Genomic DNA, 22,042 nt, shown 5'->3' with positions numbered 1-22,042 from the left:
CTGCCGACGGGCGGGACGACGGTCCGGCGCAGCCGCCGGGCCGGAGGCTCCCAGCGGGTGCCCAGGCAGGACCGCTAGAGTGTCCGCGCCGGTGCTGCACCCGGCGTGCGGACGCGAGGCGGCCCCGACCCGGGACGCCGACGACCGCCGTCCTGCGGGGTGCGGCCCAGACCCGACGGCCCCGCGCCGTCCCACCGACCCGAAGGACCCCCCTCGTGAAGCACCGCACCCTGCGCGGCGTCGCCGCGCTCACCCTGGGCGCCGCCCTCGTCCTCTCCGGCTGCTCGTCGGAGGGCGGGTCCGGCGACGAGACGTCGCCGAGCCCGTCCGAGTCCGACAGCGCGGACGCCGCGACGTCGGCGCCCGAGGACGTCGCGGCGCTCGAGGCCGTGACGGTCACCGGCGACCCGGGCGCCGAGCCCACCGTGGAGTTCGAGACGCCGTTCGAGGTGTCGGGCGCGGCCGCGATCTCGCTGGACGACGGCGACGGCGACGAGATCGCCAAGGGCCAGGAGGTCACGCTGCACCAGGCGGCGTACTCCGGCGCGGACGGCTCCAAGGTGGGGTCGACCTGGGAGGACGACTCGGCGCAGTCGGTCCCGCTCGACGACAGCGTGTACCCGCAGCTCATCGAGGTGCTCGTGGGCAAGAAGGTCGGGACCCGCTTCCTGTTCGCCGCGCCCGGTCAGGACGGCACGGCGATCCTCACCGTCGGCGAGGTCACGGCCGTCAAGGACGCCCCGGTCGCTCCCGACCCCGCGGACGTCCCGGACCGCGCCGAGGGCGAGGCCGTGACGCCTGCCGAGGGCCTGCCCGTCGTCACGCTCGACGACTCGGGCAAGCCGTCGATCGAGATCCCCGAGGGCTACACCGCGCCGACCGAGCTGGTCGTGCAGCCGCTCATCAAGGGCACCGGCCCCGAGGTCACCGAGGACCAGACCGTCATCGCGCACTACACCGGCTGGAAGCTCGACGGCGAGCAGTTCGACTCGTCGTGGGACCGCGGTGAGCCGTCGACCTTCCCGCTGAGCGGCGTCGTCGCCGGCTGGACCCAGGGCCTGTCCGGCCAGACCGTCGGGAGCCAGGTGCTCCTCGTCATCCCGGCGTCGCTCGGGTACGGCGAGAAGAGCGACGAGAACACGCACGAGCTGGCGGGCGAGACGCTCGTCTTCGTCGTGGACATCCTCGCGGCGTACTGATCCGGCACCGAGCCGGCACAGCACGACGAGGGCCGCATCCCGCCGGGGTGCGGCCCTCGTCGCGTCGGTACGGGTCGCGGGTCCGGGCCGTGTGTCCCGGACCGCCGGGACCTGGACCGGCAGAGGCCGCGTGTCGCGCGACGTACTCTCGACCCATGACGGACGCCTCCACGACCCCGGTCCCCTCCGTGCCCGACGACGCGCCGTCGGCGAGCACCGCCGTCCCGCCCGAGCGCGAGGTGCTCACGTGGGAGACCTTCGGCGTCGCCGCGCGCGAGCTCGCCGAGCAGGTCGTCGCGAGCGGGTTCCGCCCCGAGGTCGTCGTCGCCGTCGCGCGCGGCGGCCTCCTGCCCGGCGGCGCGGTCGCGTACGCGCTGGGGACCAAGGGCGTCGGGACGCTCAACGTCGAGTTCTACACCGACATCGGCCAGACCCTCACCGACCCGCGCGTGCTCCCGCCGCTCATGGACACCTCCGACCTGCCGGGCGCGCACGTGCTCGTGGTCGACGACGTCGCGGACTCGGGCCGCACGCTCGCCCTGGTCATGGAGATGCTGAGCACCCACGGCGCCGAGGCGCGGTCGGCGGTGCTCTACACCAAGCCGCGCACGATCATCCAGCCGGACTACTGGTGGAAGGACACCGACCTCTGGATCACGTTCCCGTGGTCGGCCGACCCGCCCGTCGAGGGCGCACGGTCCCGCCCGAACGACTGAGCCGACGGCCGTCGTCGGTCAGCGCGCCCGGAAGGGGGCCAGCGTCGCGCGGACGGCGTCCGCCGCGCCCCAGTCGGGGTCGAACTGCGCGATGACGGCGAGGTGCTGCCGGAGCTGGACGACGGGCAGGCGCGCGCGCCAGTCGTCGTCGAGGCCCGTGAGCTCCGCGTAGAGCCCGAAGAAGGCACCGGCCTCGGGCGGGGGCGCGGTCGTCCACACGTGGGCGAGGTCCACCTCCGCCCACGTGTAGGAGACGGCGGGGTCGATCAGCGCCGGGTGGCCGTCGACGGTCGCCATGACGTTCGACGCCCACAGGTCGCCGTGCGTCAGGCAGGCCGGTCCTCCCGGCAGCACCTCCGGGAGCCGCGCGCACAGGCGCTCGAGCGCTGCCCGGTCCGCGGCGTCGAGCGCGGCGTGGACCCGGGGTTCGTCGAGCCAGCGCAGCAGCCGGTGCTCCGCGAAGAACTCGAAGCCGTCCTCCGTCCAGGTGTTCACCTGCCGACGGCGGCCGAGCCAGCCGTCCTGGTGCCACCCGAAGCGGTCGCTCCGCGTCGTGGTGTGCAGGTGCGCCAGCGAGCGGGCGAGCCGCTCCCAGAAGACCGGGGTCGAGGGCCGCGGAGCGAGCGTCGACAGCACCAGCAGGTCGGCGCCCGCGTGGACGACCTCCGGGGTCTCGACGCCGGCGGCGCGCAGCGCAGCCAGGCCCTCGGCCTCGACGCTGAAGACGTCGTCGCCCGGCGCGTCCTCGTCGAACGCCTTGACGAACAACGGCTCGCCGACGGCCCGCCGGGCCAGCCCGGCCGTGGCGGCAAGCCCACCGCTCACCGGCTCGACGGAGGTCACGTCGTCGAGGCCCGCGGCGCGCAGCCGCTCCCTGAGCATGCCCATGGCGGGACTATGCCAGACGTCGAAGGCCCGGACCCGCGGTTCCTGCAGGTTCGGGCCCTCGGCGCGGGGGTTGGCGACGGTCAGAAGTCCCATCTTTGCCAGAAGAGCTGAGAGGCGCGGAGTTCCGTGGATTCTGCAGTGGTCCGATGACGTCGTGCCAGCTGCGTGCCACTCGTAGATACGCCCATGCTGGGAACGAAAGTTCAGCCCACGCAGGCCCGTACCGTGCTCAATTAGGCTACTGGGTCACTCTGTGAAAAGGACTTCGAGTTCCATGCCGGGAAGGTGTGGCGCAAGCGAAGCGGGCCGCGCCGAGCGCAGCGGACGGGGCCGAACCATACGCGCCACAGGCCACTCCCCCGGCGGTGCCCGGGGCCCGACCGCGCCCGGAGGGTCTCGATCTCGCCTAGCGATATTGCGTTCGTGCCCAGCCTCGATGTCGAGGTGGTCGGTCCGCTCCGAGACGACTCACCAGCAGCCGAGACAGTCCTGTGCCGGGCGGCATGGGACGCGCTGGCGCCGGCGGCCGATCGGTGTTGCTGGCGCGGGGCCCAGGCGCGAAGAGCGTCGTGCTGCCGGGCAGCAAGCCCGCCACGGGCACAGCCCCGGCGGCGGGGGGCAAGACGATGCCAGGCAATGAGGTCAGAGGGCAAGGCCTCGACGCTGCCGCAGCGCGACGAGCACAACAACGACTGCCAGTGCGCCGACCCAGGCGGCTCTCGGGCGCCGTGGCGGCTGTTCCTCGCTATGGGGCTCTGCCTCGGAAGACTGGACGCTGCTCGGATCGGCCGGGGCGACGGACGAGGGCGGCTCACTCGTGGCCGGCAACGGCTTCCGTTCTCTGATCCGCACCTCCGGGATCAGGAAGAGAGAGACAGCTCCGCCCAGCAGGATCAGGCTTAGATCCCGCGCGATCGACAGCAGAGCGGTGCCGCGAGGGTGCCGGTACTCGACCATGGCGGTCCAACTGTCGTCGGCGATCGTCTGGGCATCGGCCGGGAACGTGACGTTGTACTGGTTTACCGCAGCGACGCCGAGGAACGGGCGGTTGAAGATGCGGACGTCGTCGAACGACGAATGAGTCTGGAATGTGACGTCGACTGGGACGGCAGCGACAGGGAGCTCTCCGATCATCTCGGTGTCGTTGGTGGTGATCGACACCCCGCCAGCCTCCAGGGCGGCGCCGGACCACTCGTACGACACCGCGTTCTCGAACTGGATGGTGGCAGGGGCTGTACACCCGTACGCCACAGACCCCTCGAACGTGCCGTACTCGATGCAGCCGTACTCGGGCGGAGTCGGCGCGACAATGATGAACAGCGGTGACGAGCTCGGCTCGGCATCCACTTCGAGGAGCGCGTCGGAATCGGAGACGGTCAGCCGCACATCGGTGAGCGCGTCGGCGTACTCGGGGGTGTCGACGACGAACACTCCGAACTCCGCGGGGTCCGCCAGCAGGCGGACGTCGTAGTCAAAGGTGTTCGACGTCCACAGATAAGTCGCTGCGGCAGCGACCACGAACCACGAGACCGCGAACCTGGGCGCGACGGTCCTCCGGGCTGCGATCACGACCGGGACAAACATCATCCCGGTGAACGCGATGAAAAAGACTGACCACCACTCGCCCACGTTGGGCCGGTAGGTGTTCAGGTTGAACGCCAAGGCCCACCCGAGGTAGCCGCCGGCGCCGCAGCCCAGGAGCGAAACCAGCGCGGGCGCGGCGATCCGCATGGTCCCCGACCGGTGTGCTTGCTCGATGCGCTGACGAAACCTGCCGTTGATCCCCCTCATGCGGAACTCCGGCCCTGTTGAGGCGTGTGGGCGGCGTTGACCTGCATGATCGGCATGGACGCACCCTATGGCCCATGTCCAACTCCTCCACCTCGAGCATCTCCGCGACTGTAGCTGGAGTCATCGGATGGTGGCGGCGACGCCATCCACTACGCACGCGACCTGAGAGACAGCGTGATTCGCTGGCCACCGTCTCGGGGGACAGGTGCGCACCGGTGGCCATGGGTGTCGGAATCGGAGGGCCACACAAGCAGGAACTACGTAGCGCAAAGGGTTGTGGCACATCACACTAGTGCGGTGACTTTGGACACCCCGCATTTCTTCAGCGACCGCGTCAGCGGACCGACCCCACGGACGGCGGACGCCCTGCCGCCAGAGACCTCCACAGGGTTGGTCAACCTGGTGGAGGCGAAGATCGACCAGAACTGGTTCGCCCATCGGTTCCCACTGGCGTGTCCGGACGGACAGGGCGTCGCGGGCACCGCCGCAGCCAAGCTCGGCAAGGAACTGCGGGCGTTGATCCCTGGACTTGAGTGGCCGCAGACGACGAGCAGCGATCCCACCGACGAGCAGGTGCTGGACCTGGTCGAGTACGCCGCCCGTCGGATTGCTCGCCCCGAAAGCGGAAGGTGGCACGAGTTCTACGGTCACCACGAGCTGATCTTCACCACCGAGGACGGGCCGAGGTTGTTCCGAGAGGAGGTGAACCTGATCCTCGCTCGTGGGGGCACGACCTTCGAACTCACCAGCGACGGTACCGTCCAGCGGGTAGGGACGCCGGTTCTGCGGCAGGCGATCTCTGACCTACGTCCCGCCACAGGAGACGACGATCTCGACGGCCTGATCCTCGAGTCACGCAGGCTCTACACGTCCCGGAAGTACGATCAGCGCCGGCTGGGACTTGAACGACTCTGGGATGCCTTCGAGCGACTGAAGACGATCGACATTCCCGGCGGAGATAAGAAAAAGAGCCTTCAGGAACTCTTGGCGCACATTGGCGATCCTAAACTGCGCAATGTGGCAGAGGCGGAAATGAACGTGCTCACAGAAATTGGAAATACCTTTAGCATCCGCCACCATGAAACTCGGACGTCACAAGTCCCCGCTGGTGCCCGGGACTACCTGTACACCCGAGCGGCGAACCTGATCACCTTCCTGCTCACCCAGAGCAACCGGCTGGCCTAGCTGTACTGACCCGGGACGTTGTTCACGCGGTCGATGGGGTGTAGCCCGCCGATGCCGGTGTGGGGACGTTCCAGGTTGTACCGGTCCAGCCAGATCGGCAATGCCTGGGCTCGGTCCTGGTTGGAGGTGTAGGGGCGTGCGTAGACCCATTCTGCGGCCAGGGTGCGGTTGAAGCCTTCGGCCTTGCCGTTGGTCCAAGGGCAGTGCGGCTTGATGAACTTCAGTCGGATCCCGAGGTCGGCCGCAGCGTCGCGGAACGCGTGGGACTGTCGGTAGTTCTTCACGTTGTCGCTAAAACGCGTTCGATGGCGATGCTGTGGGTGGCGTAGAACGCGGCGGCCCGGGTCAGGAACCCGGCGCAGGTGGTGCCCTTCTCGTCGGGGTGGATCTCGGCGTACGCGAGCCGGGAGTGGTCGTCGATCGCCATATGGACGTAGTCGTAGCCGATCCCGTGCCCGCGGACCTTTCAGAGCGGCCGTGCGCGCGTCAGCCGCCGCCGTCGTGGATGCCTCTGCTTGGCGATGCTGACCTCCGGTGTCGCCGGGATGACCCCATCCCTGGCGGCCTGGCGCAGGATCATCATCAGGACCATCAGCACCGGCCTCGTGACGCCGTTGTGGGTCGCCTCCCTGTTCGTCTCCGCCGGACTCCTGTCCAGCCGTGCTGACATCTCCGGATCCGGTCCACGTCGATCGAGCGCACCGGGGTGTCTCCGAACTCCGGAACGAGGTAGCCCTCGACCTTGCTCCGGTACATGCGCACCGTCCCCGCGGACCACATCTTCCCCTGCGGTTGGGCTCCTCCCGCACCTTTGTTAGCCAGCGCTCGGCGTACTCGCGGAAGACAACCGCTCGCGCGGCTTCGGCGATCGCCTCCGCGCGGCGACGTTCGGCCATCGCCGCGGGGGGCACCCACTGTCGGACGTAGATTCTCGCGTCGCGGCTAGCCATGCGCGCGCGCCCGTCTTCGTCTGAAAGGTCAATGCCCGGTCGTCCTCGGTCCGCGCCGTGTACTCCCTGCCGTCCGGACCGAGGTATCGGGACTGCCAGCGACCGGACGACAGCTTCCGGAGCCGCCCCCACGCCTCCCGGCTCTTCTTGCCCCTCATCGGTTCCTCCCGCGGGTCCGATCCGCACCCCGTGCCACTCCGTTGCCTGGCACTCCGTCGATGTGCGACGCCACCTGAGATCGGCGGAATCTCGCGGATCTCGGACCGTCAGCACCAGTACTTGTGGCACGGCTGGGCACGACCCTCGAGGCACGCCGGGACCAGATTCCGGCCGCCGTCCGCCTCGGTCGCCATCTCAAAGGTGTGCGCGTGCCATCTGCGTGCCCCACCGAACGGCCAGTTGTGCTCATCTCCGACCTCCTCTGCCTGTCCGGGTCGGCACGCAAAGAGGCCCGGAACCGCAGATTCTGCGGTTCCGGGCCTCTGGTCAGCCGCCACGGGCCACCGGGTCTGAGGGAGGTCTCAGAAGTCCCAGTCGTCGTCCTCGGTGTTGACGGCCTTGCCGATGACGTACGACGAGCCGGACCCGGAGAAGAAGTCGTGGTTCTCGTCGGCGTTCGGCGACAGCGCCGAGAGGATCGCCGGGTTGACGTCGGTCTCGTCCTTGGGGAAGAGCGCCTCGTAACCGAGGTTCATGAGCGCCTTGTTCGCGTTGTACCGCAGGAACTTCTTGACGTCCTCGGTGAGCCCGACGCCGTCGTAGAGGTCCTCCGTGTACTGCACCTCGTTGTCGTACAGCTCGAAGAGCAGCTCGAACGTGTACGCCTTGAGCTCGTCGCGCTCCTCCGGGGAGAGCTTCTCGAGGCCCTTCTGGAACTTGTAGCCGATGTAGTACCCGTGCACGGCCTCGTCGCGGATGATGAGGCGGATGAGGTCGGCCGTGTTCGTCAGCTTGGCGCGCGACGACCAGTACATCGGCAGGTAGAAGCCGGAGTAGAAGAGGAAGGACTCGAGCAGAGTGCTCGCGACCTTGCGCTTGAGCGGCGAGTCGCCCTTGTAGTACTCCATGACGATCTCGGCCTTGCGCTGGAGGTTCGGGTTCTCCTCCGACCAGCGGAACGCGTCGTCGATCTCGCGCGTCGAGCACAGCGTCGAGAAGATCGACGAGTAGCTCTTCGCGTGCACCGACTCCATGAACGCGATGTTGGTGTACACCGCCTCCTCGTGCGGCGTGATCGCGTCAGGGATGAGCGAGACGGCGCCGACCGTGCCCTGGATCGTGTCGAGCAGCGTCAGACCGGTGAACACCCGCATCGTGAGCTGCTGCTCCTGCGCGGTGAGCGTGTGCCACGACTGGATGTCGTTCGACACCGGCACCTTCTCCGGCAGCCAGAAGTTCCCGACGAGGCGGTCCCACACCTCGAGGTCCTTCTCGTCCTCGAGACGGTTCCAGTTGATCGCGCTCACGCGATCGATGAGCTTGAGCTTCCCCGTGGGCGACATCTGCCTTCTTCTCTCCTGCTGACCCCGGACCGGCCGGGACGACTTCGTGGGACCGGACCCTGCGCCGTCGGCCACGCCTCTCCGGAAGGGTGGCCGACGACACCGGGCATCGAGGCAACCGATAGTTGCCTCAGGCGACTACAGCATGCAGCTGACGCAGCCCTCCACCTCCGTGCCCTCCAGGGCCATCTGGCGGAGGCGGATGTAGTAGAGCGTCTTGATGCCCTTGCGCCACGCGTAGATCTGCGCGCGGTTGACGTCGCGCGTCGTGACCGTGTCCTTGAAGAACAGCGTGAGGCTCAGGCCCTGGTCGACGTGCTGCGTCGCGGCGGCGTACGTGTCGATGATCTTCTCGTAGCCGATCTCGTACGCGTCCTCGTAGTACTCGAGGTTGTCGTTCGTCAGGTAGGGCGCCGGGTAGTAGACGCGCCCGATCTTGCCCTCCTTGCGGATCTCGATCTTCGACGGCACCGGGTGGATGGAGGACGTCGAGTTGTTGATGTAGGAGATCGAGCCCGTCGGCGGGACGGCCTGGAGGTTCTGGTTGTAGATCCCGTGCTCCATGACCGAGGCCTTGAGGGCCTTCCAGTCGTCCTGCGTCGGCACGTGCACGCCGGCGTCGGCGAAGAGCTGGCGCACGCGCTCGGTCTCCGGCTCCCACACCTGGTCCGTGTACTTGTCGAAGTACTCCCCCGACGCGTACTTCGAGTCCTCGAAGCCGCCGAACGCGCGACCGCGCTCGATCGCGAGGCGGTTCGACGCCGCGATCGCGTGGTAGGCGACCGTGTAGAAGTAGATGTTGGTGAAGTCGACACCCTCGGTGGACCCGTAGTGGATCCGCTCGCGCGCGAGGTAGCCGTGGAGGTTCATCTGGCCGAGGCCGATCGCGTGGCCCGCCTCGTTCGCGCGCTTGATCGACGGCACCGACTCGATGCTCGTCTGGTCCGAGACCGCGGTGAGCGCGCGGATCGCGGTGTCGATCGTCTTGGCGAAGTCGGGCGAGTCCATCGTCTTGGCGATGTTCAGCGAGCCGAGGTTGCAGGAGATGTCGCGGCCGACGTGGTCGTACGAGAGGTCCTCGTTGAACGTCGACGGCGTCGAGACCTGGAGGATCTCCGAGCACAGGTTCGAGTGGGTGATGCGGCCCTTGATCGGGTTCGCCTTGTTCACCGTGTCCTCGAACATGATGTACGGGTAGCCGGACTCGAACTGGAGCTCGGCGATCGTCTGGAAGAAGTCGCGCGCCTTGATCTTCGTCTTGCGGATGCGCGAGTCGTCGACCATCTCGTCGTACTTCTCGGTGACCGAGATGTCGGCGAACGGCTTGCCGTAGACACGCTCGACGTCGTACGGCGAGAAGAGGTACATGTCCTCGTTCTTCTTGGCGAGCTCGAACGTGATGTCCGGGATCACGACGCCCAGCGACAGCGTCTTGATGCGGATCTTCTCGTCCGCGTTCTCGCGCTTGGTGTCGAGGAACCGCAGGATGTCCGGGTGGTGCGCGTGCAGGTAGACGGCGCCGGCCCCCTGGCGCGCGCCGAGCTGGTTCGCGTAGGAGAACGAGTCCTCGAGCAGCTTCATCACGGGGATGACGCCCGACGACTGGTTCTCGATGTGCTTGATGGGCGCGCCGTGCTCGCGGATGTTCGAGAGCAGGAGCGCCACGCCGCCGCCGCGCTTGGAGAGCTGCAGCGCGGAGTTGATGCCGCGCGCGATGGACTCCATGTTGTCCTCGATGCGCAGCAGGAAGCAGGACACGGGCTCGCCGCGCTGCGCCTTGCCGACGTTGAGGAACGTGGGGGTCGCGGGCTGGAAGCGGCCCGAGATGACCTCCTCGACGATGTCGAGCGCGGCCTGCTCGTTGCCGTCCGCGAGGCCGAGCGCGACCATGCACACACGGTCCTCGAAGCGCTCCAGGTACCGCTTCCCGTCGAACGTCTTGAGCGTGTACGACGTGTAGTACTTGAACGCGCCGAGGAACGTCTCGAACCGGAACTTCTTGGCGTACGCGAACTCGAACAGCGACTTGACGAACGCGCGGTCGTACTTCGCCAGCACGGCCGGGTCGTAGTACTTGTTCTCGACCAGGTAGTCGAGCTTCTCCTGCAGGTCGTGGAAGAAGACGGTGTTCTGGTTGACGTGCTGCAGGAAGTACGCGCGCGCCGCCTCGCGGTCCTTGTCGAACTGGATCTCGCCGTTCGGGCCGTAGAGGTTCAGCATCGCGTTGAGCGCGTGGAAGTCGAGCTGAGCGCTCCCCGCCAGGGGCACCTGGGCGACCGTGCCGCCACCTGCCACGCTCACGCCGGAATCCGTGACTGTCGTTGCCAAAATCGTCCCAATCCGTCGCGGACGCGCGCGGCGTCCTCGGCTGTTCCCAGGAGTTCGAAGGCGTACAGGTAGGGCACCTGGCACTTCGCGGAGATGATGTCGCCGGCGATGCAGTAGGCCTCGCCGAAGTTGGTGTTGCCCGCGGCGATGACGCCACGGATCAACGACCGGTTGTGCGCGTCGTTGAGGAACTTCACGACCTGGCGCGGGACGGCACCACCCTCGTTGCCGCCCCCGTAGGTCGGGACCATGAGCACGTACGGCTCCTCGACGCGCAGGAAGCCCTCGGTCGGACGCAGCGGGATGCGCCGCACGTCCATGCCGAGGGACGGCAGGTCGAGCCGCTGGACGAACCGGTGCGTGTTCTCGCTGACGCTGGAGAAGTACACGAGCGACCCCACGGGGACGCACCTCCGTCCTGCCCTGCTCCGCCTGCTTCCGTACGTGGTCGGGGCGCCTCACGGCGCCCCGGGAGGCCGGTCAGGCGACGACCGGGGAGACCTTCTGCGCGAGGGCGTTGATCTGGTCGGGACGGAACCCGGACCAGTGCTCGTCCCCGGCGACGACCACGGGCGCCTGCAGGTAGCCGAGCCCGCGCACGAGCTCGAGCGCCTCGGCGTCCTGGCTGATGTCCACGACCGCGTACTCGATGCCCTTCTTGTCCAGAGCGCGGTACGTCGCGTCGCACTGAACGCAAGCCGGCTTGCTGTAGACCGTGACGCTCATGGGGTGACTCCTCGTCTCTCGCGCTCTGTCCGGGATCGGTCCTCGGGGAGGGAGAAACGTCTCTGACCTCGAAGGACACCGGTGGAACTACGTCTGTGTGATTCGCCAGAAGGCCTCCGGCCCCCTGGGTGTGCAACCACTATACCTAGTGGTCGACACCGTGCCACCGCACTAGATGTCGTGGTCGTACTTCACCCTGTGGGCTGTGCTAGGAGCCATGGATCCATGGTCCCAGGCACCTCTGACACTCCCTCGGAACGCTCGTCCACAGCCCGTCGTCCACCGCCCTGACGGCCCGGAAACGGCGTCTTCGCGCCGACCGCGAGACGCCGTCCACAGGGTGGGGACGGCGTCGGTCCACACCCTGTGCGGGCCCGTCGAGGCCGCTTCCACGGTCCGCAGACACCTTCCGGCGCCCTCCTGGAGGCCTCCGCGAACCATCCCAATCCGGGCACGAGGGCCGTCGAACTCGTCGGCGTGTCGCGTTCGCTCGGCGTGTCGCGCCACGAACCGTGCACGTGCGACAAACGTCACCTCGGTCTCGGGAGGACTCGAGGGCCCACTCGCGGACCGACCACGGACCACCCGGACGGGCGCACGCACGACGACGCCCGCCCGGAACGACCTCCGGACGGGCGTCGGGGCGGAACGGCTCAGGCGGTCTCGTCGACCCCGGGCAGCACGTTCGACGTCGCGAGCCGGCGGTACCAGTGCGCGGAGTCCTTCCACGTGCGCTCGAGCGTGTCGTAGTCGACGCGGATGATCCCGAAGCGGCGCTCGTACCCGTAGCCCCACTCGAAGTTGTCGAGCAGGGACCACGCGAAGTACCCGCGCACGTCGGCGCCGGCGTCGATCGCGGCGCCCACGGCGTCGACGTGGTCGTGCAGGTAGGCGACGCGGCGGTCGTCGTGCACGCGGGGGGTCCCGTCGGCGTCGACCGTGACCTCGTCCGCGAACGCCGCACCGTTCTCGGTGACCATCATCGGCTGGTGCGGGTAGGCCTTCGCGACGGACACGAGCAGCTCGGTCATGCCGGCGGGCTCGATGTTCCAGCCCATGGCGGTGTACGGGCCGGGCTGCTGCACGAACTCGACGTCGTCCACGCCGATCCACGGGCTGTGCTTCGACGCGCCGTGGCCGTCGTTCTCCGACCGCTCGCCCTCGCCGGAGAAGTGGCGCACGCGCACGGTCGAGTAGTAGTTGACGCCCAGGATCGACAGCGGCTGGCGCACGGTCTCGAGGTCGCCCTCCTGCACGAACGACCAGTCGCTCACGTGCGCGGTGTCGGCGAGCAGGTCGGCGGGGTACTCGCCGTCGAGCATGGGGGCGAGGAACGCGCGGTTGGCGAGGGCGTCGATCTTGCGCACCGCGTCGAGGTCCGCGGCCGACGACGGGTCGTCGGGCCGGATGACGTGGAGGTTGAGCGTGACGGACGTCTTCGCGTCCTCGCCGAGCTCGCCACGGATCGCCTGGACGGCGAGCCCGTGCGCGAGGTTGAGGTGGTGCACGGCCGCGAGCGCCGCGGCGGGCTCGGTGCGGCCGGGCGCGTGCACGCCGGAGCCGTACCCGAGGTAGGCGGAGCACCACGGCTCGTTGAGCGTCGTCCAGGTGTCGATCCGGTCCCCGAGCTCGCGCGCCATGTGGCGGGCGTACTCGGCGAACGCGTACGCCGTCTCGCGGTTGGCCCAGCCCCCCGCGTCCTCGAGCTCCTGCGGGAGGTCCCAGTGGTAGAGCGTGACGACGGGCTTGACGCCCTTCTCGAGGAGCGCGTCGACGAGGCGCGAGTAGAACGCGACGCCCTCGGGGTTGAGCGGGCCGGTGCCGCCGGGCTGGACCCGGGACCAGGAGATCGAGAAGCGGTACGCGCCGAGGCCGAGGTCGGCGATGTGCTGCACGTCCTCCTGCCACCGGTGATAGTGGTCGTCGGCGACGTCGCCCGTGTCCCCGTTGAGGGTGCGGCCCGGGGTGTGGGAGTAGGTGTCCCAGATGGACGGCGTGCGGCCGTCCTCGGCGGCGGCGCCCTCGATCTGGTACGCGGCGGTGGCGGAGCCCCAGAGGAAGTCGGTCGGGAACGTCCGGCGGCCCGACGGCGCGGGCGCGGCCTGCGTGTCGACGGCGTCGGGGGCGGTGGTGTCGGTGGTCACGAGGGTCCTCGCTGCTCGGTCGTCGGACGACGCGGTCCGCGACGGGTGGTCGGTGGGTGCTCGTGCGGTCTCGGTGGGTGCGAGCGGGGCACGCGCGGGAGGTGCACGGGCGAGCATGTCATGGGAGCGCTTCCATGACATGCTCGCCCAGGATACGTCGTCAGCCGAGGTCGATCGTCACGCTGGTCGCGCCGTGCGCCGCGGCCGTCGCGGACCCGGCCCGCACGGACCAGCCCGCCACGGCGTCGTCGGACGAGACGGTGAGCGTCGCACCCGCCCGGCGCACGCGGAACGTCGCCCCCGGCGTGCCGTCCGCCGGCGGGACGACCACGAGCTCGTCGTAGCCCTCCGGCAGCTCGAACGCGTGCAGCGTGACGCCGTCGGCCCAGTCGTAGTCGGGGCGGTCGGTGCGGGCGCCCACCGGGAGGACGGTGCCCGGGCGCACGAGCACCGGGAGCGAGTCGAACCCGTGGGTCTCGGTGACCCAGCGCGGGCCCGTGACGGTCTCGCTCAGGGCGGGGCCGTCGTCGGGCTGGACGAGGCGCGTCCACGTGCCCTCGGGCACGTAGTACTCGACGCGGCCGTCCGCGCGGAAGACCGGCGCGACGAGGAGCGCGTCGCCCAGCAGGTACTGCGTGTCCGCGGTGAAACCCGCACGGTCGTGCGGCAGCTCGAGCGCGAGCGGGCGCATCATCGGCACGCCGTCGGTGTGCGCCTCCTCGGCCACCCGCCCGAGGTAGGGCATGAGCGAGAGCTTGAGGTGGGTGAACTTGCGCGTGACGTCGACGGCCTCGTCGTCGAACGCCCACGGCACGCGGACCGAGCCCGAGCCGTGCAGGCGCGAGTGCGACGACAGCAGGCCGAACGCCGTCCAGCGCTTGAACACGCCCGGGTCGGGCGTGCCCTCGAACCCGCCCATGTCGTGGCTCCAGTAGCCGAACCCGGACATCGACATCGAGAGGCCGCCACGCAGCGACTCGGCCATCGACGCGTACGTCGAGTCGCAGTCGCCGCCCCAGTGCACGGGGAACTGCTGGCCGCCCGCGGTCGCGGACCGCGCGAACAGGACCGCCTCGCCCTCGCCACGCTTGCGCTCCAGCAGCCGGAAGACCGCCTCGTTGTACAGCTGGGCGTAGTAGTTGTGCATCTTGCGCGGGTCGGAACCGTCGTGCCACGCGATCCCGTCGACGGGGATCCGCTCGCCGAAGTCGGTCTTGAAGCAGTCGACGCCCTGGTCGAGCAGGCCCTCGAGCTTGCCCATGTACCACGCGGTCGCGTCGGGGTTGGTGAAGTCCACCAGCCCCATGCCGGCCTGCCACAGGTCCCACTGCCACACGGACCCGTCCTCGCGCTTCACGAGGAAGCCCTGCTCCGCGGCCTCCGCGAAGAGGGGCGAGCGCTGCGCGACGTACGGGTTGATCCACACGCACACCTTGAGCCCGCGGTCGTGCAGACGACGGAGCATGCCCTCGGGGTCGGGGAACGTGCGCGGGTCCCACTCGAAGTCGACCCACTGGTACTCGCGCATCCAGAAGCAGTCGAAGTGGAACACCGACAGCGGCAGGTCGCGCTCGGCCATGCCGTCGATGAAGCCGTTCACCGTCTGCTCGTCGTAGCTCGTCGTGAACGACGTGGTGAGCCACAGCCCGAACGACCACGCGGGGACGCGCGCCGGGCGGCCCGTGAGCGCGGTGTACCGGCGCAGCACGTCCTTGGGGGTCGGGCCCTGGATGACCAGGTACTCGAGCGCCTGGCCCTCGACGGAGAACTGGACGCGCGTGTTCACCTCGGAGGCGACCTCGAACGACACCTTCTCCGGGTGCTCGACGAACACCCCGTAGCCCTTCGTCGTGAGGTAGAGCGGCACGGACTTGTACGCCTGCTCGCTCGACGTCCCGCCGTCCTCGTTCCAGATGTCCACGACCTGGCCGTTCTTGACGAACGGCCCGAACCGCTCCCCCAGGCCGTACACGAGCTCGCCCGGCTCGAGCGCGAGCTGCTCGTGCGTCCACGTGCCGCCGTCGTCGGACGTGACGTGCCCGACCGACTTGGGCAGCGAGGACGTCAGCACCTCGCCGTCCGCCTCGAAGTCGACACGCCACCGGTCGCCCCGGTGCACGCGCACGGCGAGGTCCTTGGACCGCAGGACCGCGACGTCGTCGTGCACCTCGACCTCGGGCCGGAACCCGGGCTCGCCGGTCACCTGGAACGCCGGGCCGCGGCGCACCGCGCCCTGGTGGTGCTCGACGCGCACGCGGATCACGCCGGGCGCGGGCGAGGAGTACGTCGTCGTGAGCATCGGGCGGTTGAGCGTGTCGCCACGGCCGCGGATCTTCGCCGTCGGCGCGTACACGGTGAGCGTGCCGGCCGCCTCGTCCGCACGGACGTCGTCGACCTCGACCGCGTAGAGGGGGTGCATGCCGGGCCGGACCTGCCAGTACCCGTCGGTGAACTTCATGGGTGGTGCTTCCTTCGTCGATGCGTTCAGGAGTCTCGGGGGCGGCCCCGGGCCGCGGTCACTTCACGGCGCCCGCCGTGACGCCCCGGGTGAGCGTGCGCTGGAAGATCAGGAAGAAGATCAGCGCGGGGATCAGCGAGACGAGCGCGCCCGCGTTCGTCGTCGGGGCGTCCATCATCCGGTCGCCCTGGAGCGACGCGAGGGCGATGGGGATCGTCTGGGTGTCGTTGGTCGTCAGCATGACCAGCGGGATGAAGAACTCGTTCCACGTCCAGATGAAGAAGAAGATCATGAGGACGCCGAGCGTGGGCTTGACGATCGGGTAGACGACCTGCCACAGGATGCGCCAGCGGCCGGCACCGTCGAGCTGCGCGGCCTCGAGCAGCGCCGGGGGGAACGTGCCGAGCACGGACGCGAGCAGGTACGTGCCGAACGCCGCCTGGATGACGGTGAAGATGATGATGATCGACCACTGCGAGTTCGACAGGCCCACCTTCTGCGCCATGTCGAACAGCGGGTAGATGAGCGCCTCCTGCGGCAGCATGTTGGCCACGAGGAAGAGGGTGACGATCCACAGGCGGCCCTTGATGCGGCCGACGCCGATCGCGTAGGCGCTGAGCAGCGACAGGAGCGTCCCGAACACGGCGACGAGCGCCGAGATGAAGACGGAGTTCCAGAGCTTCTGCGGGAAGTTGGTCCGCGTCCAGAAGTTCTGCACGCCCTCGAGGTACAGCTCCTTGGGGATGCTCAGCGGGCCGTCCTGGGAGTACTCGGCCGGCGACTTGAACGCGTTGAGCACCATGATGACGAACGGCGAGAGCATGAGCAGGGCGACGAGGATCGCCGCGGCGAGCACGAACCAGCGGCCGACGCCGCGGCGGTAGCGCTCGTCCTGGCGCGTGGCGCGCACCGTGCGCCGCTTGCCGGACGACGTCGCGGACCCCGCGGGTGTGCCCGCGGTCGGGGTGGTGGTGACGGTGGACATCAGCGGCCCTCCTGCTCACGACGCTCGGCGCGGCTCTGCAGCGCGAGGATCACGACGGCGACGACGATGATGACGAGGGTGAGCACGGTCGCCACCGCGGCGCCGTAGCCGACCTTCGACTTGTCGAAGAAGTTGAGGTACGAGTAGTAGCTCGGGACGAGCGTCGAGCTCTCGGGCCCGCCGCGCGTGAGCACGTAGATGGGGCCGAACACCTTGAGCGCGGCGACCGTGCACGTGAGCGTGACGACGAACGTCTCCGGGCGGATCTGCGGGATCGTGATCGCCCCGAAGCGGCGCCACCAGCCCGCGCCGTCGAGCTCGGCCGCCTCGTACAGCTCGGGGTCCACGCGCTGCAGCGCGGACATGAAGATGACGACGGGGTAGCCGATCTGCACCCAGATGAGCACGAGCATGACGCTCGGCAGCGCGGTCGTCGTGTCGCCGAGCCAGTTGGGCGGGTTCTCGATGCCGATCCCGCGCAGGATCACGTTGAGCGCACCCGTCTGGGAGTTGAGGATCCAGTTCCACAGCACGCCGGCGACGGCGACGGGCAGGATCTGCGGCAGGTAGTACGTGGCGCGCAGGAACGCTGCGACGCGCGGGCCGAAGCGCCGGCCCAGGTAGTCGAACAGCACGGCCGCGAGGACGAGGCCGATGAGGGTCGGCGCGACGACCATCGCGAGGATCATCGCGATCGAGTTCTGGAACGAGGTCCAGAACGCCGAGTCGTTCATCAGGTCGGCGTAGTTGCCCAGCCCGTTCCAGCGCATCGGCGCCATGCCGCCGCGCCACTTGAACAGGCTGTAGTAGACGTTCATCACGAACGGGTAGCCGATCACGACGACGAACGCCACCGCGCCGGGCAAGAGGTAGGGCAGGTACGGGAGCCAGGCGGGCCGGCGACGGCGGCGGGGCGCCGCGGCCGCGCGCGACGCCTCGCGCGCGGGGCCGGGCCCGGCGTCGGGCACGGTGTCGGTGCGGGTGGTCATGACGGTCTCTTTCGCGGGAGGTCCTCGGGTGGGGGGCCGGGCCGGCCGGGGCGATCCTGGGATCGGCCCCGACCGGCCGGGCGCGTGCGTCCGCTCAGCTGTCGAGCAGGTCCGCCTTGCCGTCCACGTACGCGGACTCGAGGCCGTCGAGCACCTCGGTCGGCGACTTCGACTGGTTGATGAGCGACTGGAGCTCGCTGACGATCACGTCGTAGTAGCCGGGCACGGGCCAGTCGGGGTAGAACGCCAGGCCGTCGTCGTCGAGGATCGCCTGGAAGTTCTCGGTGAGCTGCTGCGTGCGCTCGTCCGTGATGACGGACGCGTCACCGGCGACGGGCAGGCCGCCCTTCTCCGCGAGGATGTTCTGCACCTCGGGGCGCAGCGTGATGTCGATGAACTCCTCGGCGAGGTCGGGCGAGTCCGCGTTCGCGGGGACGACCCAGAGGTTGCCGGACGAGCCGACCTGGAGCGTGTTGCCGGGGAAGTTGAACTGGCCCCAGTCGGCGTCCATCTCCTCGACGATGCGGCCGAACCACCACGAGCCGGAGACCATCATCGGGTAGGTGCCGTTGATGAACGACACGCCCATGTCCTCGGCGGTCAGCGCGGCGGAGTCGGACGCGACGTACCCGGACTTGATCCAGGAGTCGAGCTTCTCGGTCGCCTGCGTCATCTCGGGGCCGTGGAAGTCCGGGTCGCCGTCGAACAGCTGGTACTGGTCGACGAAGTCGCGCTCGGAGCTCGCGAGCACGAGCTCGTACCAGAGCTGGCCCATCGGGTACTCGGCGCCGGCCTCGGCCAGCGGGGTCACGCCCTGGTCCTTGAAGGCCTGCATGACGGTCTCGAGCTCCTCGAGCGTCGTCGGCACCTCGAGCCCGTACTGGGCGAACATGTCCTTGTTGTAGTAGACCTGCACGAACTCGCCGTAGTTCGGGACGCCGTACCACTCGCCCGAGCCCATGAGGCCCTGGTCGTCGTAGGTCGCGGTCGTCTGGAGCGAGCCGCTGAGCTTCTCGTCCCAGCCGCGCTCCGTCGCCGCGTCGGTGAGCGGGGTGAGCAGACCCTGCGCCGCGAGCTGGCCGGCGGTCGCGTTGCCCTTGTTGTACTCCATGACGTCGGGCACGTCGTTGCCGGTGAGGACGATCTTGGCGTTCTTCTGGATCTGCTCGAACGTCTGCTTCTCGACGACGACGTCGACGTCCGGGTTCTCCTCCTCGAAGATCTCGATCGCCTTGGCCCACGCCTGGCCCATGGCGGAGTCCTCGTTCTCGTAGTGCCAGATCGTCAGGGTCTGGTCGTCGGACCCCCCGCTGCCGCCGGAGCCCCCGCACGCCGCCAGGGCGAGTGGGAGCGCTGCCACGGCAGCGACGAGCGAGATCTTCCGGGATCGCAGCATGTGCGTGTCCTCCTCATCGAGTTCCGGCGCTGGAGCCGGAGGGTGACCGGGGCGTCGCCCGGCCGGTCGGTTCAGCGAGCCTCGGGCTCGCGGTCGTCGTCGTCCGGGGACCGGCCGGCCGCGGGGGCGACGCTGCTGCCGGGCTCGAGGACGCACGGGATGAGCACGTTCGGTGTGCTCGGACGGGAGCCGTCCACGAGGGACAGCAGCTTCTGCACGCCCAGGCGGCCGAGCTCGGCCCCGGGCGCGTGCATCGTGGTCAGCGGCGGGTTGCTCATCTCCCCGACGCCGGGCGACGTGACGATCGACAGGATCGACATGTCGGTGGGGATCGCGACGCCGCGCTGCTGCAGCTCGGCGACGACGCCGAACGTCGCGATCTCGTTCATGGTGACGAAGGCCGTCAGGCGCGGCTCCCGCTCGAGCAGCGTCGCGACGGCGTCGCGGCCCGCGCGCGGGGACTCGTCGACGCGCAGCGCGATCGGTTCGAGCCCGCGGCGACGCATGGCCACCTCGAAGCCCTCCTCGGCGCGGAACGTCGGCGCGTAGCCGTCGTCCGCCGTCGCCTGCGAGTGGTTCACGAGGGCGACGTGCCGGTGCCCGAGGTCGACGAGGTGCTGGACCGCGTCGTCCGTCGTGCGCTCGAAGTCGATGTCCACGGACGGCCGGTCCGTGACGTCGCGCGTCCGGCCGATCATCGTGTACGGGACCCCGGCCTCGTCGAGCACGTCGACGCGGTCGTCGTCGAGCGCGACCTCCATGAGCAGGACGCCGTCCGCCATCCCCTGGCGCACGAGGTCGCGGACCTCCGGGGCCTGGGTCGTGCGGAAGGGCCACAGCACGAGGTGGTAGCCGTTCTCCCGCGCCGTCTCCGCGGCGGACGAGACGAACTCGGCGACCGTGCCGCCGAGGCCCTTCTCCATCGCCGGGTAGATGAGGGCGAGCACGTGGCTGCGGCGCGACGCGAGCCCGCGGGCCATCGCGTTGGGCTGGTAGCCGAGGTCGGCCATCGCGTCCTCGATGCGACGGCGCGTGGCGTCGGAGACGGGACGGGTCCCGGACAGCGCGTAGGAGACCGTGCTCAACGAGACCTGCGCGCGTCGCGCCACGTCCTGCATCGTCGCCATCGTCGCCACTCCCCTGTGGTCCGGTCCGTCGCCTCGTCCGTCGAAGCGCTTCGTCGAAACGCATCGTCGAAGCGCTTCGCTGTTACGAGTATTGGATGAACAAATGACGAGAGTCAAGCCCGCGGATCGAGAACGCGCTCTCCGATTGGCGGCGCCGTCGCCGACCTGCGCCGACGCGGGAGACGATCCGTCAGCCGTGCGAAGCGCCGAACCCGGGCATACCGGTGAGTTCGACCCGCAGGTCGCCCGCAACCCCGGGTTCGCCGCGCTCCCCGACCGGACGACGCAGGTGGCGCTCGTCGCGGGACGAGCTGGGGGGCGGGATGGCCCCGGTTCGGCGGGTGCGTCGGCGGCGCGACGAGTGCGGGCGGGTCAGAGCGTGAGGTCGACCGGCTCGCCCGCGCGCAGGACCTCGCGCACACGCAGGTCGGCGTCGGTGACGACGAGGTCGGCGCGACGGCCCGCGACGAGTCCGCCGCGGTCGTCGAGGCCGAGCACGGCCGCCGGGGTCCACGACGCGGCGCGGACGGCGTCGACCAGCGGCACGCCGGCCTCGACCGTCTCGCGCACGACGTCGAGCAGGTGGTACGTGCCGCCCGCGATCGACCCGCCCTCGGTGAGCCGCGCGACGCCGTGCGCGACGGTGACGCGCATCGGCCCGAGCTCGTACGCGCCGTCCGCCATGCCCGCGGCGGCCATCGCGTCGGTGACGAGCGCGACGGCGTCCGGCCCGGCGACGGCGCCGTCGGCACCGACGTGCGACCCCACGAGCTCGACGACGCTGCGGATCGTCCCGTGCGCGAGGTGCGTGCCGTCGGCCACGAGCTCGACGACCAGCTCACCGCGCGCGGCCGCCGCGAGGCACGCCGCGATCGGGCCGGGCTCACGGTGGTGCAGGGGCCGCATGCCGTTGAACAGGTGGGTCGCCGTCAGCCGCGCGCCGGGCCGACCGGCGGCCGCGAGCGCCGCGACGCCTGCCGCGATCGCCGCCTCCGTCTGCTCGGTGCTCGCGTCGGTGTGCCCGATCGACGGGAGCGCCCCGACCTCGACGAGGGTCTCGATCACTCCCCCGGCACCGACGACGCCCGGAACCTCGGGCGCGACGGTCATGGTCCGCAGGTACCCGCGCGCCGCGGCCGCGATCGCGCGCACGAGCTCCGGGTCGCCCTCGAGCATGTCGTGCGGGTTCTGCGCGCCGCACCGCACCTCGGAGAGGAACGGCCCCTCGAGGTGGATGCCGACGATCTCCCCCGCGTCGGCGAGGTCCGCGAGGTTCGCCGTGCGCTCGAGCAGGACGTCGCGCGGCGCGGTGACGAGCGAGGCGACGAGGCTCGTCGTGCCGTGGCGCAGGTGCTCGCGCGCGGCGACTCGCGCCTCCTGGACACTCGTCGCGTCGGGGAAGCTCGACCCGCCCCCGCCGTGGTCGTGGGCGTCGACGAGGCCGGGGAGCAGCGTCGCCCCGTCGCCGACCGGCACGTCGGCGTACCCGGCGGCCGCGGCGTCCGCCCGGGCGCCCACCCACGCGACGCGCCCGTCCTCCACGGCCACCACGCCGTCGTCGAGCACTCCTGTCGGGGTGACGACACGGCCCACGAGGACTCGCGCGGTACCGGGCTGCTGGTCGGGACGAGGGCTGCGGGCGTCGGTCATGGGCTCAT

Annotated in this window: 17 protein-coding genes and 1 pseudogene; 3 read left to right on the top strand and 15 right to left on the bottom strand. The window is 69.8% G+C overall.

Going from position 1 to position 22,042, the window contains the following annotated elements; all coding sequences use genetic code 11:
- Nucleotides 1-215 precede the first annotated feature (215 nt).
- On the top strand, nucleotides 216-1,199 hold the full coding sequence (locus CCE02nite_RS09200) for an FKBP-type peptidyl-prolyl cis-trans isomerase (protein WP_141389344.1): 984 nt from the start codon (nucleotides 216-218) through the stop codon (nucleotides 1,197-1,199).
- 155 nt (nucleotides 1,200-1,354) lie between these two features.
- Nucleotides 1,355-1,915 carry a phosphoribosyltransferase gene (locus tag CCE02nite_RS09195; protein ID WP_141389343.1) on the top strand — a complete coding sequence of 187 codons (561 nt, stop codon included), beginning with the start codon at nucleotides 1,355-1,357 and terminating at the stop codon, nucleotides 1,913-1,915.
- Nucleotides 1,916-1,933: 18 nt separating this feature from the next.
- On the opposite strand, the gene CCE02nite_RS09190 is transcribed toward CCE02nite_RS09195, so the two are convergent.
- Both CCE02nite_RS09190 and CCE02nite_RS09185 read right to left on the bottom strand, forming a co-directional pair.
- A complete protein-coding gene (locus tag CCE02nite_RS09190; protein WP_255318751.1) occupies nucleotides 1,934-2,896 on the bottom strand; it encodes a fructosamine kinase family protein in 963 nt (320 codons plus the stop codon).
- 549 nt (nucleotides 2,897-3,445) lie between these two features.
- Nucleotides 3,446-4,594: a hypothetical protein gene (locus CCE02nite_RS09185; RefSeq protein WP_141389342.1), complete on the bottom strand. Its 1,149-nt coding sequence runs from the start codon at nucleotides 4,592-4,594 to the stop codon at nucleotides 3,446-3,448.
- 297 nt (nucleotides 4,595-4,891) lie between these two features.
- On the opposite strand from CCE02nite_RS09185, the gene CCE02nite_RS09180 reads away from it, so the two are divergent.
- Entirely contained in the window at nucleotides 4,892-5,779 is an 888-nt protein-coding gene (locus tag CCE02nite_RS09180; protein WP_218027072.1) for a hypothetical protein, read from the top strand.
- On the opposite strand, the pseudogene CCE02nite_RS20990 reads toward CCE02nite_RS09180, so the two are convergent.
- From CCE02nite_RS20990 to CCE02nite_RS09120, 13 genes and pseudogenes are all read right to left on the bottom strand, one after another.
- Nucleotides 5,776-6,286 (bottom strand): annotated as a pseudogene (locus tag CCE02nite_RS20990) (integrase core domain-containing protein); the annotation flags it as partial. The gene CCE02nite_RS09180 and the pseudogene CCE02nite_RS20990 overlap by 4 nt on opposite strands.
- 307 nt (nucleotides 6,287-6,593) lie before the next feature.
- Nucleotides 6,594-6,887, bottom strand: coding sequence for a hypothetical protein (locus CCE02nite_RS21325; protein ID WP_503826122.1), 294 nt, complete (start codon nucleotides 6,885-6,887; stop codon nucleotides 6,594-6,596).
- A gap of 363 nt (nucleotides 6,888-7,250) precedes the next feature.
- A complete protein-coding gene (nrdF, locus tag CCE02nite_RS09170) occupies nucleotides 7,251-8,231 on the bottom strand; it encodes a class 1b ribonucleoside-diphosphate reductase subunit beta (RefSeq protein WP_087469502.1) in 981 nt (326 codons plus the stop codon).
- Between the two features lie 138 nt (nucleotides 8,232-8,369).
- Nucleotides 8,370-10,526 carry a class 1b ribonucleoside-diphosphate reductase subunit alpha gene (gene nrdE, locus CCE02nite_RS09165; RefSeq protein ID WP_218027073.1) on the bottom strand — a complete coding sequence of 719 codons (2,157 nt, stop codon included), beginning with the start codon at nucleotides 10,524-10,526 and terminating at the stop codon, nucleotides 8,370-8,372.
- A gap of 2 nt (nucleotides 10,527-10,528) precedes the next feature.
- Nucleotides 10,529-10,960, bottom strand: coding sequence for a class Ib ribonucleoside-diphosphate reductase assembly flavoprotein NrdI (nrdI, locus tag CCE02nite_RS09160; protein WP_141389339.1), 432 nt, complete (start codon nucleotides 10,958-10,960; stop codon nucleotides 10,529-10,531).
- Between the two features lie 79 nt (nucleotides 10,961-11,039).
- Nucleotides 11,040-11,285 (bottom strand): glutaredoxin-like protein NrdH, encoded by a 246-nt coding sequence (gene nrdH, locus CCE02nite_RS09155; protein WP_141389338.1) that lies wholly within the window; start codon nucleotides 11,283-11,285, stop codon nucleotides 11,040-11,042.
- A 653-nt stretch (nucleotides 11,286-11,938) separates the two neighbouring features.
- Complete coding sequence (locus tag CCE02nite_RS09150; RefSeq protein ID WP_141389337.1) at nucleotides 11,939-13,429, bottom strand: GH1 family beta-glucosidase; 1,491 nt, start codon at nucleotides 13,427-13,429, stop codon at nucleotides 11,939-11,941.
- A 160-nt stretch (nucleotides 13,430-13,589) separates the two neighbouring features.
- On the bottom strand, nucleotides 13,590-15,887 hold the full coding sequence (gene yicI / locus CCE02nite_RS09145) for an alpha-xylosidase (RefSeq protein WP_141389336.1): 2,298 nt from the start codon (nucleotides 15,885-15,887) through the stop codon (nucleotides 13,590-13,592).
- A gap of 58 nt (nucleotides 15,888-15,945) precedes the next feature.
- Nucleotides 15,946-16,872 carry a carbohydrate ABC transporter permease gene (locus CCE02nite_RS09140; protein ID WP_141389335.1) on the bottom strand — a complete coding sequence of 309 codons (927 nt, stop codon included), beginning with the start codon at nucleotides 16,870-16,872 and terminating at the stop codon, nucleotides 15,946-15,948.
- Entirely contained in the window at nucleotides 16,872-17,861 is a 990-nt protein-coding gene (locus CCE02nite_RS09135; protein ID WP_141389334.1) for a carbohydrate ABC transporter permease, read from the bottom strand. The genes CCE02nite_RS09140 and CCE02nite_RS09135 overlap by 1 nt, the downstream gene beginning before the upstream one ends.
- Before the next feature lie 94 nt (nucleotides 17,862-17,955).
- Nucleotides 17,956-19,257, bottom strand: coding sequence for an ABC transporter substrate-binding protein (locus CCE02nite_RS09130; RefSeq protein WP_141389333.1), 1,302 nt, complete (start codon nucleotides 19,255-19,257; stop codon nucleotides 17,956-17,958).
- 71 nt (nucleotides 19,258-19,328) lie between these two features.
- Nucleotides 19,329-20,384 carry a LacI family DNA-binding transcriptional regulator gene (locus CCE02nite_RS09125; RefSeq protein ID WP_141389332.1) on the bottom strand — a complete coding sequence of 352 codons (1,056 nt, stop codon included), beginning with the start codon at nucleotides 20,382-20,384 and terminating at the stop codon, nucleotides 19,329-19,331.
- A 372-nt stretch (nucleotides 20,385-20,756) separates the two neighbouring features.
- Nucleotides 20,757-22,034, bottom strand: a complete 1,278-nt coding sequence (locus CCE02nite_RS09120) for an N-acetylglucosamine-6-phosphate deacetylase (RefSeq protein ID WP_141389331.1) — start codon at nucleotides 22,032-22,034, stop codon at nucleotides 20,757-20,759.
- Nucleotides 22,035-22,042 lie beyond the last annotated feature (8 nt).

The sequence above is a fragment of the Cellulosimicrobium cellulans genome (assembly GCF_006539945.1).
Lineage (GTDB): Bacteria > Actinomycetota > Actinomycetes > Actinomycetales > Cellulomonadaceae > Cellulosimicrobium > Cellulosimicrobium cellulans.
The sequence above is the reverse complement of the archived record's forward strand: the minus strand, read 5'-3'. Positions and strand labels throughout refer to the sequence as shown.